This is a genomic window from Corallococcus sp. M7 (assembly GCF_054512695.1).
Window position 1 is genome coordinate 8945840 of sequence record NZ_CM137252.1, and the last position, 14975, is coordinate 8960814.

The 14975-nt window shown below is 70.3% G+C and carries 15 protein-coding genes; 2 read left to right on the plus strand and 13 right to left on the minus strand.

Going from position 1 to position 14975, the window contains the following annotated elements:
* Positions 1 to 114 precede the first annotated feature (114 nt).
* Positions 115 to 798 (plus strand): dihydrofolate reductase family protein, encoded by a 684-nt coding sequence (locus ACX114_RS35900; RefSeq protein ID WP_459291903.1) that lies wholly within the window; start codon positions 115 to 117, stop codon positions 796 to 798.
* Positions 799 to 802: 4 nt separating this feature from the next.
* Here the strand turns inward: ACX114_RS35900 and ACX114_RS35905 are convergent, their stop codons facing one another.
* The 13 genes from ACX114_RS35905 to ACX114_RS35965 all read right to left on the minus strand — a co-directional run bounded on the left by ACX114_RS35905 (position 803) and on the right by ACX114_RS35965 (position 13906).
* A complete protein-coding gene (locus ACX114_RS35905) occupies positions 803 to 1672 on the minus strand; it encodes an alpha/beta fold hydrolase (protein ID WP_459291905.1) in 870 nt (289 codons plus the stop codon).
* 97 nt (positions 1673 to 1769) lie between these two features.
* The gene (locus ACX114_RS35910) at positions 1770 to 3221 is read right to left on the minus strand and encodes a DNA/RNA non-specific endonuclease (protein WP_459291907.1); all 1452 of its coding nucleotides are present in this window, start codon (positions 3219 to 3221) and stop codon (positions 1770 to 1772) included.
* Between the two features lie 145 nt (positions 3222 to 3366).
* Positions 3367 to 3927 carry a gamma-glutamylcyclotransferase gene (locus ACX114_RS35915; protein WP_459291909.1) on the minus strand — a complete coding sequence of 187 codons (561 nt, stop codon included), beginning with the start codon at positions 3925 to 3927 and terminating at the stop codon, positions 3367 to 3369.
* Between the two features lie 91 nt (positions 3928 to 4018).
* The gene (locus ACX114_RS35920) at positions 4019 to 5116 is read right to left on the minus strand and encodes an NAD(P)/FAD-dependent oxidoreductase (protein ID WP_459291911.1); all 1098 of its coding nucleotides are present in this window, start codon (positions 5114 to 5116) and stop codon (positions 4019 to 4021) included.
* A gap of 153 nt (positions 5117 to 5269) precedes the next feature.
* Positions 5270 to 6979: a fatty acyl-AMP ligase gene (locus tag ACX114_RS35925; protein ID WP_459300377.1), complete on the minus strand. Its 1710-nt coding sequence runs from the start codon at positions 6977 to 6979 to the stop codon at positions 5270 to 5272.
* Between the two features lie 44 nt (positions 6980 to 7023).
* Entirely contained in the window at positions 7024 to 7299 is a 276-nt protein-coding gene (locus tag ACX114_RS35930; protein ID WP_459291913.1) for an acyl carrier protein, read from the minus strand.
* A complete protein-coding gene (locus ACX114_RS35935; RefSeq protein WP_459291915.1) occupies positions 7292 to 7867 on the minus strand; it encodes an isoprenylcysteine carboxyl methyltransferase family protein in 576 nt (191 codons plus the stop codon). Before ACX114_RS35935 ends, ACX114_RS35930 begins: the two co-directional genes overlap by 8 nt.
* Complete coding sequence (locus ACX114_RS35940; RefSeq protein ID WP_459291917.1) at positions 7861 to 8958, minus strand: type III polyketide synthase; 1098 nt, start codon at positions 8956 to 8958, stop codon at positions 7861 to 7863. The genes ACX114_RS35935 and ACX114_RS35940 overlap by 7 nt, the downstream gene beginning before the upstream one ends.
* 163 nt (positions 8959 to 9121) lie before the next feature.
* Positions 9122 to 9322: a hypothetical protein gene (locus ACX114_RS35945; protein WP_459291919.1), complete on the minus strand. Its 201-nt coding sequence runs from the start codon at positions 9320 to 9322 to the stop codon at positions 9122 to 9124.
* Positions 9319 to 10425, minus strand: a complete 1107-nt coding sequence (locus tag ACX114_RS35950) for a pilus assembly protein (RefSeq protein WP_459291921.1) — start codon at positions 10423 to 10425, stop codon at positions 9319 to 9321. The genes ACX114_RS35945 and ACX114_RS35950 overlap by 4 nt, the downstream gene beginning before the upstream one ends.
* Positions 10426 to 10439: 14 nt before the next feature.
* On the minus strand, positions 10440 to 12113 hold the full coding sequence (locus ACX114_RS35955) for a pilus assembly protein (protein ID WP_459291923.1): 1674 nt from the start codon (positions 12111 to 12113) through the stop codon (positions 10440 to 10442).
* Between the two features lie 14 nt (positions 12114 to 12127).
* A complete protein-coding gene (locus ACX114_RS35960) occupies positions 12128 to 12955 on the minus strand; it encodes a TadE/TadG family type IV pilus assembly protein (RefSeq protein ID WP_459291925.1) in 828 nt (275 codons plus the stop codon).
* Between the two features lie 156 nt (positions 12956 to 13111).
* Positions 13112 to 13906, minus strand: coding sequence for an SDR family NAD(P)-dependent oxidoreductase (locus ACX114_RS35965; RefSeq protein WP_459291927.1), 795 nt, complete (start codon positions 13904 to 13906; stop codon positions 13112 to 13114).
* A 110-nt stretch (positions 13907 to 14016) separates the two neighbouring features.
* Here ACX114_RS35965 and ACX114_RS35970 point away from each other — a divergent pair, with 110 nt between their 5' ends.
* Positions 14017 to 14955, plus strand: a complete 939-nt coding sequence (locus tag ACX114_RS35970; protein ID WP_459291929.1) for a LysR family transcriptional regulator — start codon at positions 14017 to 14019, stop codon at positions 14953 to 14955.
* Positions 14956 to 14975 lie beyond the last annotated feature (20 nt).

The window sequence follows — 14975 nt, forward strand, 5'->3', positions numbered from 1 at the left end:
GCGGGATTGTGAACGGACCGGCGCGGAATCGGTTCGACAGGCTGGGGCTCCTCGGGAACCATCCTCGCTCCGCCGCCCGCCGCCTGAAGGCGGGCCGTGCTCCGGAGCCACCCGATGAAGCCCCATGTCATCTGCCACATGATCTCGTCCATCGACGGGCGCATCGTCGTCAAGCACTGGCCCGACCCGGCGTCGATGCGCGGTGAGTACGAGCGCACCGCCGATACCTTCGACGCGGACGCCTGGATGTGCGGCCGCATCACCATGGAGGACTTCGCCGCCGAAGGCTCCGTATCCAAGCCCGCTCCCGCGTCGCCCCTGCCCCGCACGGACTTCGTCGCTCGCAAGGACGCGGAGTCCTACGCCATCGCCCTGGATGCCCACGGCAAGCTGAGCTGGGATTCCGGCGCCATCGATGACGACCACCTCGTCGTCGTGCTCACCGAGTCCGTCCCCGACGCCCACCTCGCCCACCTGCGCGAGCGCGGCGTCTCCTATGTCTTCGGCGGCAAGCAGGACATCGACTTCGCCCGCGTGCTGGAGAAGCTCGGAGACACCTTCGGCATCAAGACCGTGCTGCTGGAGGGCGGCGGTGGCATCAATGGCTCCTTCCTCTCCGCGGGCCTCATCGACGAGGTGAGCCTCCTCGTGCACCCCTCCGCCGACGGCCTGCCCGGCACGCCTACCCTCTTCGACCGCCCCCAGGGCTCCACCGGCGCGGGCGCCTCGCTGGAGCTCACCCACGTGGAGCGCCGCGACTCCGGCATCGTGTGGCTCCGCTACCGCGTGCGGCGCTGAGCCCTCACCGGTGCACCCTGCCGAGGAAGTCCCGCGACAGCGCGACGACCTCCTCCAGGTTCGTCTCCAGCGCCCAGTGCCCGCCCTCCAGCAGGTGCAGCTCCGCGTCCGGCAGGTCGCGCAGGTATGCCCTTGCCGAAGCCTCCGGCATGTAGCCGTCCTGCGGGCCCCAGACGATCAACGTCGGCGGCCGGTGCTCGCGCAAATACGCCTGATAGCGGGGGAACCAGTCCAGGTTCTCCTTCAGCCCCTCCATCAGGCCGACGGCGATCTCCCGGCGCTTCGGCGTCCGCATCAGCGGCCACGACAGCTTCCACAGGTCCGGGCTGATCCGTGACGCCAGATGTGGCGCCACCTCACCCAGGAACTCGTCGCGGAAGCCCTCCTCGCTCACGGTCCCGGCCAGCTTCTCGCGCGCCGCCGCGCTGGGGTTCGCCCAGTACGCCTTCAGCGACTGGTACTTCGGCCCGAGCACGTCCTCGTAGATGTCCCCGTTCTGGAGGATCAACGCCGCCACCCGCTCCGGCGCGCGGATGGCCAGCCGCAGGCCGATCTGCGAACCGTAGTCGTGCAGGTAGAGCGCGTAACGCGTCAGCCCCAGCGCCTGCGTGAAGCGCTCCAGGAAGCCGGCGTAACCGTCGAACGAATAGTCGAAGTCGTCAGGCGTGCCGCTGTACCCGAAGCCCGGGTAGTCCGGCGCGATCAACCGCCAGCGGTCCGCGAGCGCGGGCAGGTAGTTCCGGTACTGGAACGACGAGGACGGATAGCCGTGCGGCAGCAACACCACCGGCGCGTCCTCGGGACCGGCTTCCCGGTAGAAGACCTCGACCCCGTCCAGGTCGAGCGTCCGGTGATGGATGGGCGGCAGGGCCATGGGCGTGCGCTCCTTCAAGAGGCACGGCCATGCTCATCCGGGAGCGCGCGGCGCGGCGGTCAAAGGCCGCCAGCGTGTGCGGCCCCCGACAGATGCTTCAGGGGGCGCGCAGCAGCGTGGCGGACTCGTAGAGGCTCTGCTGCTGGAAGACGCCCGCGGCGGAGGTGTCCTTCTCCAGCGTGTCCTGCACGCTCTTGGGCAACTGCGCGTAGAGGTCCTGGCCCAGCAGCCCTTCAATCTGGTCCACCGGCACGCGCGACTCCTGGAGCAGCGGGAGGATGTCCTCCTTCTTGGACGGGCCCTCCTTCGCGTTGGGCACCATGTACGCGAACATCGACAGGTTGCCGTTGGGCAGCTCCAGCAGGACCGTCTTGAAGTTGTGCGTGGGGACCGCGATCTGCCGGTCGGCCTTCGAGCCCGTCGTCTGGAGGGACTCGGGCGGCAGCGGCTTGCCCTTGTCGTCCAGGTACAGGTTGCCCGTGACGATGTAGGCCTTGCCGCCGGTCTCCTTGATCATCTCCGACACGCCGCGCTCCAGCGTGCGCCACACCTGCTGGTTGTGGTTGCCGTGCTGGGGCGCGATGTTGCTCATGTAGTGGCTTTCGTTCATCGCCGCCTGCGTGGGCGAGTCCTCGGCCGGCTTCATGTGCCCCCGGTCGAAACCGGTGTTGTTGTAGTCGGAGTCCACCACGCCACCCTGCTTCAGCTCCGGGTCGCGCACGAAGGTGCTGTCCAGCCGGCTGACATCCGCGGGCGTCTCCTTCACGTCCGCCGCGGACAGCATGTAGCTCACGAACGTGGGCACGTTCTTGTCCGTGTCCATGAGCGTGCGCGAGTACTCCTTCACCATGTTCAGGCCGGGCGTCGCGCCGCTCCCGCCCACGCCCTGGAGCGGATCCACCTCGCCGGCGACTTCCGCCACGCGGCTCTGGAAGGCGGCCATCTGCTGGTCCGGCACCCACTGCGTGTTCGCGGCCGTGCCCGTGCCCTTGGCCTGGTTCGCCTTGGACGCGTTGATGTAGGCCGTCAGCTCGTCGGCGGAGAGCTCCCCGTCGCCGTTGCCGCCCAGGAGGTCCGCGCGCTTCGCCACGGACTGCTGCCAGGGGCTGTCGAAGCTGTCCACCTTCGCGGACTGCGCGCCGCCCTGAAGCTTCGCGTCGAGCGCCGCGCGCTGCTGCTGGAGCGCCGTGGACGTGAGGAACTGCGCGTCCGTGGGCGCGGAGAGGTACGACTCCAGCTCCGCCGCGGAGACCTGGCCGTTCGAGGCGCGGCTTCCGTCAGTGCCCTCGTCCGCCGCGTGCAGCAGGCGCCCCTGCCAGCTTTCGTCCGTCCAGCCGAACTTCTGCTGGAGGTCGGAGATGGCCACCTCCTTGGTGGCGGAGCGCTTCCAGCTACCCCCCGTGGGCGCCACGACATTGGATGCGGGCGCATTGGCGGGGAGGTCCGCCCCGGCGGGCACCGCGGTGTTCGCGGGCGCGGCGGTGGGGGCGGCGGCATTCGCGGGCGTGGGGCGCGGGGTGGAGACTCCCGTCGGGATTCGCAGCGACATGCGGTGAAAGTCCTCGGGGCCGGCGGGGGAGACGATCGGGGAGGGCCCCTCCCTTCCATCGTCGGTGTGACGCGGCGCCCGGTTGCGTCACCCCGCCTTTTTTCTCAGGGGACAGGGCGTTTTTCGGTCCGGCTGGACCCGGCTGTCACTTAATGCCGGACTTGGAGGGGGGCGGAGGGCGGTGTCCGTCGGGCCGGGCGTGCTGGACGGCGTGGACGATGCGGGCCTCTGCCTGGAGTTTTTCGACGACGGCGGCAGGCAGGCGGGCGCGCTCGGCGGCGACGGCGAGGGTGATCAGGAAGGCCTCGCTGACGGGCCCCTGCGTGGAGGCGTTGCGCGCGGCGGGGGTGAAGGCGTGGGCGTCCACCACGGTGCCGGAGGCGGTGCGAACCTTCACCGGGCGCTCCTCGGAGGCGAAGGCGAGCGCGGTCTCCAGGCGGGCGAGGACGGGCCAGGCTTCGGTGGCCACGGGGCGCAGGCGCCCGGACAGACGGTGTCCGGGCGCATCCACCAGGCGTGCGACCCGGCCGCCCCAGTTGGGCACGTGCACGTCATAGACGACGTCCACGTCCAGGGCCTCGGCGAGCTCGCCCTCGGGGAAGTCGGGCACGGGGGGCAGGCCGTGCAGGTGCCGGCTCGCCGCGGCCGGAGCCAGGTCGAGGGAGAACGCGAACCAGGGACGCGAAGCCGCGGGGCCAGATGCCATGGGGACGAGTGTCCCCGGCGCGCGGCGGTGGAACAAGGGCCGGGTCGTGCGGATCCGCGTCCGGGTTCCAGGTGGCTCCAGGCTTTCCGGGTCAGCTCACCACGGCGGCGAGGATGCGCTCGAAGAGCCAGGGCGCGCGGCCCAGCAGGCGCACCACGGGCCTGCGCAGGCGCGGGCGGCGCGCGAGCATCAACAGGCCGTGCGTGGTCCAGGCGTACTTTCGGAACACCTGCTGGAAGGTGCGCTCGTAGGGCAGCAGCGTGTCGCGGCCCGCGCCCTTCGCCAGGGCGTCCGGGAGCAGCGCGCCCAGGGACTCCGCGCAGGCGAAGGCGAGCGTGAGTCCTTCGCCGGTCACCGCGTCCACGTAGCCGGCGGCATCACCGACGAGGGCGAAGCGATCCGCGATGCGAGTGTGGGCCACGCGGGCCAGGGGGCCGGCGCCGCGAGGCTGGGAGTCCGGCTCCGCGCCGGTGAGCTTCTCCGCCAGCCGGGGGAAGCGCTCCAGCATCGAGTCGAAACCCACGCGGCCCGGCACCGTGCCGTCCTCCCAGAGGAACGCGATGCCCACGCGCTCCGCTCCGGCGGGCGTCACGTAGGCCTCGACGCCAGAGGCGAAGTGCACTTCCACATAGGGGGTCCAGGGCACGCGCCGGAAGTGGCGACGCAGCCCGTAGCGCCGGGGCATGTCCTGCTCGACGTCCAGGCCCTCGGCCTTGCGCAGCGGTGAGTTCAAACCGTCCGCCGCGACGAGGAAGCGCGCGGACACGCGGCCCACGGGCGTCTCCAGCGTGACGCCGTCCGGCGTGCGCACGTGCGACACGACATGTGTGTGCTCGCGCAGGTCCACGCCCACCTCGCGCGCACGGGTCGCCAGCGCGTGGGACAGGGCCAGTCTGCGGACGCCCAGACCACCGGGCGCGGGCAGCAGTCCCTCCGCCGTGCTGCCGTCCTCCTGCACGTAGCGGATGCCCACGAAGGGCGAACTGTCACTCCGGTCCAGGTGCGCGAGCGCGCCCAGTCGCTCCAGCGCCGCGAGGCCGGAGGGCATCAGGCCCTCACCGCACGCCTTGTCCACGGGCGTGGATGCACGCTCCACCACCACCGTGTCCAGTCCACGCCGGGCCGCGGTGATGGCCACCGCGAGCCCAGCAGGGCCTCCACCCACCACGACCACGTCATGCTGCTTCACGTGCTTGGACCTCGTCGGGTCACAGGGCGCGGCATCAGCGTACGCCGTGCCCCGAGCCTCAAGGTGGCCACGCGGAGCACCGCATCGCGACGCATCCCGCTCCGTGCGCTCCGGGCTCCATGTACCGAGGCAGTCACGCGAGCACCACCAGGCTCACGAGTCGTGCTCCGCGCGCACCATCGCCAGCGCGCTCTTCGCCATCTCCACCGCGAGCCCCACCGCGCCCACCTTCTTCGGCGCCGTCAGCTCTCCGGCCAGGTAGCGCCTCAACGCCTCGCTTCTTCGCAGCTTGCCGCTGGACGTGCGCGGCAGTGTCCCCGGCTCCAGCAGTCTCACCGTGTGCGGCTGCACGCCCGTCGCCTCCACCACCGCGGCGCGGATGTCCGCCTCCACCGACGCCACGTCCGCGCCCCGCTCCGCGCGCTCGGCCAGGATGAGCAACGCTTCGTCCTGGCCACCCTCGGGTGTGAAGCCCAGCGCCACCGCGCAGCCCGTGCGCACTCCGTCCACCTTGAGCAGCGGATCCTCGAAGACCTGCGGCGCGTGGTTCGCGCCCCGGATGATGACCAGGTCCTTCGCGCGGCCCGTCAGGTACAGCTCTCCGTCCGCGCTGAAGCCCAGATCTCCCGTGTCCAGCCAGCCCTCCCCCACCAGCGCCCGCCCCGTCGCCTCCGCGTCCTCGAAGTAGCCGCGCATCACCGACGGCCCCTTCGCGAAGACGCGCCCCACCTGGCGCTCCGGCAACACCGCGCCGTCCTCGCCTCGCACCTGCACCTCGAAGCCCGCCACCGGCGCGCCCACGCTCACCAGCGTGCGTGCCCCGTCACGCGCCTGCCCCTCGCGCGCCAGCACGTCCGCATCCACGCCCAGCTCGCGCGGTCCCCGGCCCGCCGGTGGGAACGTCACCGCCAGCGACGCCTCCGACAAGCCATACACCGGCCGCAGCGCCCGCGCGGAGAAGCCCCACTTCTCGAACCGCTCCGCGAAGCGACGCAGCGTGTCCGCGGACACCGGCTCCGCGCCGTTGAGCGCGTGCAGCCACCCGGACAGGTCCACGCCCTGCAGGTCCGCGTCCTTCACCCGCTTCAAGCACAACCCATAGGCGAAGTTCGGCGCGGGCGACACGAAGCCCCGGTGCCGTGACAGCGCGCGCAGCCACAGCGCCGGCTTCACCAGGAAGGTCTCCGGCGGAATCAGCACCAGGCTGCCCGGGTAGTACAGCGCCGAGAGCACACAGCCGATGAGCCCCATGTCGTGGTACAGCGGCAGCCAGCTCACGCCCACCGGCGTCACGCCCGGCGCCACCGGCATCGCCGCCTCCAGCGCAGCCACCTGCGCCACCAGCGCCCTGTGCGTCAGCGCCACCGGCTTCGGCTCCACCGTGGAACCGGAGGAGAACTGGATGAGCCCCAGCGCGTCGGGGGACACCTCCACCTCCAGGTCCTCGTCGCCGTGCAGCACCGCGTCCACCGTGTGACATCCCAGCTTCGGCCGCGCCAGCGCCATGCTCGGGCCCAACAGCAGCCGCACGCGCGTGTCCGTCAGCACCACCACCGCGCCCGTCAACTGAAGCATGCGCGCCGTCGAGCGGTGGTACTCGTCCAGCCGCCCCAGCCGCACCGGCGGATACAGCGGCACCGGCACCGCGCCCGCCAGGAGCGCGCCGAAGTACGCATCCATGAACGCGGGGGACGTGGGCAACAGCAGCGCCACCCGGTCTCCCGGACGCACGCCCAGCCGCGCCAGCCCCGCCGCCGCGCGCTTCGCACGCCGGTAGACCTGCGCCCACGGCAGGGACGTCTCGTGCTCGGAGGCGTCCACGAACACCAGCCCCAGCGACGTGTGCGACGTCGCCTTCAGCATCGCGTTCACCGTGGCGTGCTTCAGCGCCGGCAGGGGCGGCCCCTTCACGGGTGCGCTCCTACGTCCGGCTTCGAGGCCTCGACCCGCGCCGCCACCAGCCGCGCCAGGTCCTCCACCGTCCGCACGCCCTGCGCGTCCTCCTCCGACAAGAGCACCCGGAAGCGGTTCTCCAGCCCCACCGCCAGCACCGTCAGCCCCAGGCTGTCCAGTTGCAGGTCGCGGAGCAGGTCGTGCGCGGGCTCCACCGCGCCCTCGAACTCCAGCTCCTCCCGGGCGATGCGGCGGATCTCCGCCACCGCCTCCGTCACGATGTCAGCCACGGCGAACCTCCGGAATGAAGCGGGGACGGTGGGCGAAGGCCTCGGAGTACATCGCCCCGAGCGCCGCCTCCTCCGCGCGGATGCGCACATAGAGCAGCGCCGCGTTGCCCACCGTGAACACGACCGCCGTCACCCACGCCCCGTGGATGAGCGGCACGCAGAACAGCTCCAACACCACCGCCACGTAGTTCGGATGCCGCAGGAACCGGTACGGCCCGCCCGTCACCGGCGCCAGCCCCGGCACCACGATGATGCGCGAGTTCCACCGGTCGCCCAGCGTCCCGATGGCCCAGTACCGCAGCCCCTGCGCCACCCCCGCGCCCGCCAGCGCCGCCCAGCTCCACGCGCCCCAGAAGGGCCGCTGGAGGCCGAACACCTCCGCGACGCACGCGACGAGGAACAGCGTGTGGAACACGACCATGAACCGGTAGTGCCCCTGCCCCGTCTCCACCCCGCCCCGCGCGAAGGCCCGCGCCGCGTTGCGCTTGGAGAGCACCAGCTCCAACAGCCGCTCCGCGACGAGCAGCCCCATGAAGCCCGCGAACAACGCCTGGGTGCCGGTCACCATCGCACCAGCACCATCTCCGCGCAGAAGCCCGGTCCCATGGCCATCACCACGCCCCAGTCGCCCGGCTTCGCGTCCACCTCCTCCAGCGTCTCCCCCAGCACGAAGAGCACTGACGCGCTGGACAGGTTGCCCACCTGCTTGAGCGACTTCCACGAGCGCTCCAGCGCGCCGGGCTCCAGCTCCAGCGCGGACTCGAAGCCCTCCAGCACCTTGGGGCCGCCGGTGTGCGCCACCCAGTGCTTCACGTCCTTGCGGCTCAGCCCGTGCTCCGCGAGGAAGCCATCCACGTTGCCCCGGATGTGCTCCTTCACCAACTGCGGCACCTTGGCGGACAGCACCACCTTGAAGCCCGTGTCCACCACGTCCCAGCCCATCACCCGCTCGGTGTCCGGATAGAACACCGACCGCGAGCCCACCACACGCGGGCCCGTCGGGGCTCCGGAACCCGGGGCCTCCGCGCCGCGCAGCACCACGCACGCCGCGCCGTCACCGAAGAGGCCGGAGGCGATGATGTTGGGGATGGACAGGTCCTCGCGCTGGAGCGTGAGCGAGCACAGCTCCGTGGCGATGAGCAGCGCCGTCTGCTTCGGGAACGCGCGCAGGTAGTCCGACGCGCGCGCCAGGCCCGCCGCGCCCGCCACGCAGCCCAGACCGAAGATGGGCGTGCGCTTCACGTCCTCGCGCAGGCCCATCCGGTTGACCAGCCGCGCGTCCACGCTGGGCGTGGCGATGCCCGTCACCGTGACGAAGAAGATGTGGTCCACGTCCTTCGGCGTGAGCCCCGCGCGAGACAGCGCCTCGCGCGCCACCTTCTCCGACAGCTCCGTGGCCACGCGGATCCACGCGTCGTTGCGCTGCTGGAACGTCGCGAGCGCCGGGTACTCCTCCAAAGGCAGCGCCAGGTGCCGGCCGCCCACCTGCACGTTGCGGTGCAGATCCTCCAACCGCTCCAGGTTGAAGTGCTTCGTCGCCCACAGGTCGCGCAGCGCCGCGATGAGCTGCTCCTGGCTGGCGTAATGCGGAGGAAGTGCGCGTCCCACCGCGCTCAACGAAGGGGATGGCGAGGGGGCGTGATGGGTCGTGCTGGGCATGAAGTCCTGGAGGGTCCCACCCGGGGAACCGAGTCCTCAGGCTTAATCCCCCGCAGGGCAGGATGCGACGGTGTATCGCCGGACCTGCACGCCCTTGAACCTCGGCGGAGGCCCACACTGTTGCACACGCGACGCCCCGCTCGGCCCCTGGAAGGGCCCTGCATCACCCGAAGGGATAGCCCAGCACGCAGTAGTAGCCGCGGACGTAGATGGTCAGCGCGGCGAACATGTCCGGTGCGAACGTGGTGATGGCCAGGGTGCCGAACATCAGGGCCATCAGCAGCAGGGTGAACTCCGCCGCGGCCTGGCCTCGCGAGCGGGGTCTGCGCAACCAGCGGTAGCCTCTCCACACCCAGCCGTTCATTCGTCTTCTTCCTTGCTCTGGAAGCCGGTGCAGGCGTCGTTGGCTTCGTGGAAGTAGCCGCGCTCTCCCGTCTTCACGTACTCGGCCTCGGGGAAGCCGGTTTCGCTCGCGCCCTGGAAGTACGGCCCACGGCAGCGGTAGGCCCGCATGGGCCAGTTGGCGCCGTAGCCGCTGGACGGGATGAGGCCGCGCTTCATCTGGATCTCCCGGGGCTCGCAGGAGCCGAGGCACCAGTTCGTGTCATCCAGCCAGTACGCCGCCTCCAGCACGTCCCCCGGGGTCATCCGGGTGGCGGTGACGGTGGGAACGCCGGGCTCCTCCACGTGGCGCAGCCGGATGGAGTCGCGGATGTACGCCGCGTCGAAGGGAGAGTCGAGCTGGAGCACCTGCAGCGCGTTGCTGATGGCGTTGACGACGCCCGAATCGGCGGCGCCCGCGTAGACGATGGGACGGACGCGGTCGCGCGTCAGCTGCTCCACCCGGTCGTAGCTCTGGGACGGCCGGTCCCCGTGGCGCCAGGCCCTCCAGGTGTCGTGGTAGACGTAGAAGTTCTCCCGGAAGACCAGGTCCAGCCGCGAGTCGCCGAAGCCCGTGGTGTAGAGGCCAATCGCCTGGGGGATGATGTGATTCACCAGGCGGACCTCCACGTCGACCTGGACCGCGCCGGTTCGGGTGTCCAGCCCCATCCGCCGCGCCATCTGCTCCGGCGTGCTGCCCAGGGCCGCGAGCGTCCCGCCCACCGACCCGGAGGCACCCGCCGCGGCCGCGATGTCCGCCAGTCCCAGGCGCTTCAAGGGTGCGTCCGCGTCCTGCATCCTGGCGGAGAGGGTCACCTCGTTGCGGTAGGCGCTTCCCAGCTCGCCATCCTCCGTGGCGCCGTCCAGGTCCTGGAAGCGCCGAAGGGCATCGCCCGTGATGCCCGTCAGGTCCGAGCGCGCGACGCGCTCGAAGGCGATGAAGCGCGCCAGCTGCGCGGCCTTGAGGCGCGCGCGCTGGACCTCCCAGAAGTAGTTCACCCACAGGAGCAGCGCCACGAAGAGGGGGGCCAGCAGCGCCAGCTCCACCGTGGCGGAGCCCCGCCGGCTCCGGGACATGGAACGCATCAGCCGCCCCTTCCTCAGTACGTCACGCCGTTGAACAGCCATTTCGCGTCCCGGTAGGAGGGGATCAGCCACCCCAGGTTCTCCTCGTCCCAGTGGGTCTGCACGGGCGCCAGGCGCGCGGTCCAGACGGGGTTGAAGAAGTTGGGCTCCTCCTTCCATTCACCTGGCCGGTGGTAGATGGCGCGTCCCACGGACATGGCCATCATTCCGCCGGAGTACTGCCGGAAGTCCTGGGCGAAGGCATCCTGCTTGCCCCCGACGTACTTCCAGGTCATGTCCAGCACGGACTCCTGGATGCCCTCCTGCTGGTTCGTCGTGCCTTGCGACTCGGCGATGCCGGAGTTGAAGCGGCCGGTCCCCTGCTTGCGCAGGAAGTGGTTCCGGCTGAGGTTGTCCAGTTGGAAGACCTCCTTCTGGCTCCCGTCCCCGCCATCGCCACGCTCCGCGCCCATGTCCTTGCTCAGCACCACCATGTTGCAGGGGTAGCCGAAGTGGTTGTGCCAGGGGTCGACGAAGCTGGTGTCGGAGGTGACGAACGGCGTGATGCCCTGCCATGGATGGTGGGCGGACACCTTCTGGTTGCCATACTCCTGATGGAAGCCATTGCGCGCGTCCGCCGCGACGCGGAAATGCAGCTCGAAGACGGTGGCCCAATCGAGGAAGCCCAGGCCGCAGCCGGGGCGCACCTCCATCTTGATGTCATCCGCCGCGAAGAGCTGGTCGTTGCGGTTGCCCTCGAACCGCTCGGAGTAGCTCTTGATTTGACTGTCGGCGGTCTTCTGGACGCGCAGCTCTCCCACGATGAGGCACAGCCGCAGGCTCCACTCGCGCCCGATGAGCACCGGGCCCTCCCCGGTGGCGGTCCAGTCCCTGCGCACCGCGTTGGCCATGCTGCCCATGAGCAGGCGGTACTTGGCCATGTCCGGGTCGGACAGTCGGTTGCGGTTGCGATTGAGGAGCCTGCCTCGCGCCTGCATGCCCGTGGGGTCCGGCCCCATGGTGGGACTGCTGCTGCGGGGACCGTCGTCCAGCACGTGGGTGAAGTTCTTCGCGTTGGAGTGGTTGATGGTGCTGATGTCCGAGTACAGCGCGGGCAACGGCACGTCGCGGAAGCTGGCATTGCGGGCCATGGAGAACTCCACCTCCGCCCGCGGGTCCGTCACGTGGATGCTCTTGTCGCGTTTCGCGTCGCTGTACAGGTCATACAGCGTCGAGGACAGCATCCCCTCCTGGGCAATCCAGAGGGCGATGTTCAACTGGGTCAGGACATTCACCAGGGTCGGGGCGATCTTCTCCACCGTCTTCACCCAGGCCTTGATCATCGCGGAGACGGCCGCGAAGACCGGTCCGATGCCCGGGAGGAGCTTCAGGAACTTCGCCGCGGCCCCGATGGTCCGGTCCAGGTACACCGCGTGGCTCACGTAGGACATCACCGTGAGCATGGCGTTGTAGTGAACGATCATCGCGCGGTTGGTGTACGCCAGGAAGTTGTACGCGCGGGCCTCCTTCACCGCGAGCGTGTAGGCCTGCGCGTCCGCCGCGTCCTGGAGCTTCATCTTCTCATACACGCCATGGCCGATGCTGACGGATGACATCACCGCCACGGCCACCACCAGCATGCACACGGCCCCGAGCACCAGGGCCTGTCCCCGCTCGTCCCGGCGCATCCGCCTGACCATGCCAAACATCCGGTGCCCCTTTCCTAGCCGTCCACCGCGCAGGACACGGGCCCCCGGCCCTCGTCGCCCCGGATGAGGTTGGATTGCATTCGCATGGTGGAGGTGGCGATCACCGGAATCGCGTACGTGTGAGCACTGGCCAGCCTGGCGAGTTCCTTGAAATAGGCCTGCTTGCGCCTGGCCCCTTCCGCCTCCAGGTACTGGGACGCGGAGCCGCCTCCGGGGGCCCGCTGGGTGAAGAAGGTGACGCCCTCCAATTGGCCCAGGGCCTCCCGGCCCATGTAGAAGGTATGCAATTGCCAGTTCGCGAACGGGATGCGCAACTCGTAGAAGTACGTCACCCGCACCGACAGCAGGTTGGCCGCCACGATGGTGGCGTCGCGGTAGTCATCGAAGTCGATCTCCCTGCCGCCCAGGTGCGAGCCATAGGAGGCAAAGAGGCCGCTGTAGGGGCCGGCCCTGGGGTTGAGCACCTCCACGCGCACCCGCTCCAGGGTCGAGTCGGGAAAGCGCTGGTTCCGTTGCCAGTGACTCCCAATCGTATAGGCGTCATGGACCTCCATGGCGTTGAGGAGCGTGTCCGTCCGCCCCCGCCCCCCGGACTCGGGCGGCCCCAGCGTCGGCACGAGCGCCATGTACGCGGCGCTCTTCATGGTCTCGCAATCACCATGATTGACAATGCCTGTCCGGACCGCGCGATAGGCGGCGTACTCGGTCATCAACCTGGCATGGTGCAGCGTGGTGAGCTGGAGGGTGCCCAGGATGAGGAACACCATCAACGGCACCACCAGCGCGGACTCCACCGCGGCCTGGCCCGACTCCCCCCGGCTGGCCGAATTGACCGTTTGCATTTGACCTCCCAGCCTCACACGGGCCGGGAGGGATTGACCAGTCCTTGCCATCAATGCCTGCCTGAAAGGGCAAACCCCAGGCAGACATCTGTCAACTGGCGGAAGCTTGTCTGTCCATGACTTCCAAAACCAATCACCGCCAGGACATGTGGGACTTCAGGCGATGGAGTCCACCACGCCGCCGTCGACCCGCAGCGCGGCGCCGGTGGTGGCGGAGGCCTGGGGTGACGCGACGTAGACGATCATGTTCGCCACCTCCTCCACGCTGGACGGACGGCGGAGGATGGAGCTGGGCCGGTTCGCCTGGATGAAGTCCACGGCGAGGTCCTCGAAGGACCGGCCGGACTTCTCGTGCTCCTCGCGGAACATCCCGCGGACGCCCTCGGAGAGGGTGGGCCCCGGCAGCACGGAGTTGACCGTGACGCCCGTGCCCGCCATGCGCTTGGCCAGGCCGCGCGCGACGGACAGTTGCGCCGTCTTGGTGACGCCGTAGTGGATCATCTCCGTGGGGATGTTCAGCGCGGACTCGGAGGAGACGAACACCACGCGGCCCCAGCCCTGCTTTTGCATCCCCGGCAGGTACGCGCGTGACAGCCGCACGCCGGACAGCACGTTCGCCTCGAAGAAGTGGCTCCAGTCCTCGTCCGTCACGTCGAAGAAGTCCTTCGGCCCGAAGATGCCCAGGTTGTTGATGAGGATGTCGCAGTGGGGGTGCGCCGCGACGAGCGCCTTGCAGGCCTCCGCCGTCCCCAGGTCGCCCGCGAAGCCCTTCACCGTGGCGCCCGGGGCCGCCTCGCGCACCGCCGCGATGGCCCGGTCCACCGACTCCTGCTTGCGGCCGTTGACGATGACCGTGGCGCCCGCCGCCGCCAGCCCCTTCGCCGTGGCCAGGCCGATGCCGGCCGTGGAGCCGGTGACGAGTGCGGTCCTTCCAGTGAGTTCGATGCGCATGGGGTGTCCCAGGAAAAGAGGAGTACGGCTTGAGACCCGTGGGTATGCGGTCCGCGAGCCTCCGAAACAATGGCCACGCCGTGCAAACCAGTGTTCGATGGTTTCGAACAATGGATCGCTTCGACGAGATGGAGCTGTTCCTGGACATCGCCCGGCGGGGAAGCCTGTCCGCCGTCGCGCGGGCTCGGGGCGTGGCGCCTTCCACGGTGACGCTGGGGCTCCAGCGGCTGGAGGCCCGGCTGGGGGTGCGGCTGCTCGCCCGGTCCACGCGGCGGCTGTCGCTGACCCCCGAGGGCGAGGGCTACCGCGCGGACTGCCAGCGCATCCTGGCCGACCTGGCGGAGAGCGAGGCGGGCGTGGGCGGACGCGAGGGTCCCCTCACCGGACTCCTGCGCGTCACCGCCACCAACGACTTCGGCCGCGAGCGGGTGGCCCCGCTGGTGGACGCGTTCCTCCGGCTCCACCCGGGCGTGCGCGTGGAATTGGTGCTGAGCGACGGGGTGCTGGACCTCATCGAGGAGGGCATCGACGTGGCGCTGCGCTTCGGGCCGCTGGCGGACTCGCGGCTGACGGCGCGGCGAATCGTCTCCGGCCGGCGCGTGGTGTGCGCGGCGCCCGCGTACTGGGCCCGCCACCCGCCACCGCGCAAGCCCGCGGACCTGACGCGCCACAACTGCCTGGTGCTCGCGCGTCCGGGCGCGCCGCAGACGAGCTGGGCGTTCCGCGACGACGACGGCCGCGTCTTCCACGTGCGAGTGTCCGGGGACCGGACCGCCAACGACGGCGGCGTGCTGAAGGACTGGGCCCTGGCGGGCGCGGGCGTCGTCCTCAAGTCCACCTGGGACGTGGAGGGCCTGCTTGCCTCCGGCCACCTGGTGTCCGCGCTGGACCGCTTCACGCTGCCGGACATCGACCTGCACGCGGTCCACACCGCCGGGCGCGGACCGGGCCGCCGGCTCGCGGCGTTCCTCGCGTTCCTCGCTGAACACCTTCCCCCATCCCCGGGGCCCGGAGGCGTGGGCCGGCGGCGCGCGGGCCGGAGCCGCTGAAGCCTCTTCTGTCCTGCCAG

Excerpts from the sequence above, each read along its gene's own strand:
- ACX114_RS35900 (WP_459291903.1), top strand. The coding sequence starts at position 115 with ATGAAGCCCCATGTCATCTGCCACATGATCTCGTCCATCGACGGGCGC.
- ACX114_RS35905 (WP_459291905.1), bottom strand. The coding sequence starts at position 1,672 with ATGGCCCTGCCGCCCATCCATCACCGGACGCTCGACCTGGACGGGGTC.
- ACX114_RS35910 (WP_459291907.1), bottom strand. The coding sequence starts at position 3,221 with ATGTCGCTGCGAATCCCGACGGGAGTCTCCACCCCGCGCCCCACGCCC.
- ACX114_RS35915 (WP_459291909.1), bottom strand. The coding sequence starts at position 3,927 with ATGGCATCTGGCCCCGCGGCTTCGCGTCCCTGGTTCGCGTTCTCCCTC.
- ACX114_RS35925 (WP_459300377.1), bottom strand. The coding sequence starts at position 6,979 with ATGCTGAAGGCGACGTCGCACACGTCGCTGGGGCTGGTGTTCGTGGAC.
- ACX114_RS35935 (WP_459291915.1), bottom strand. The coding sequence starts at position 7,867 with ATGGTGACCGGCACCCAGGCGTTGTTCGCGGGCTTCATGGGGCTGCTC.
- ACX114_RS35940 (WP_459291917.1), bottom strand. The coding sequence starts at position 8,958 with ATGCCCAGCACGACCCATCACGCCCCCTCGCCATCCCCTTCGTTGAGC.
- ACX114_RS35945 (WP_459291919.1), bottom strand. The coding sequence starts at position 9,322 with ATGAACGGCTGGGTGTGGAGAGGCTACCGCTGGTTGCGCAGACCCCGC.
- ACX114_RS35950 (WP_459291921.1), bottom strand. The coding sequence starts at position 10,425 with ATGCGTTCCATGTCCCGGAGCCGGCGGGGCTCCGCCACGGTGGAGCTG.
- ACX114_RS35955 (WP_459291923.1), bottom strand. The coding sequence starts at position 12,113 with ATGTTTGGCATGGTCAGGCGGATGCGCCGGGACGAGCGGGGACAGGCC.
- ACX114_RS35960 (WP_459291925.1), bottom strand. The coding sequence starts at position 12,955 with ATGCAAACGGTCAATTCGGCCAGCCGGGGGGAGTCGGGCCAGGCCGCG.
- ACX114_RS35965 (WP_459291927.1), bottom strand. The coding sequence starts at position 13,906 with ATGCGCATCGAACTCACTGGAAGGACCGCACTCGTCACCGGCTCCACG.
- ACX114_RS35970 (WP_459291929.1), top strand. The coding sequence starts at position 14,017 with ATGGATCGCTTCGACGAGATGGAGCTGTTCCTGGACATCGCCCGGCGG.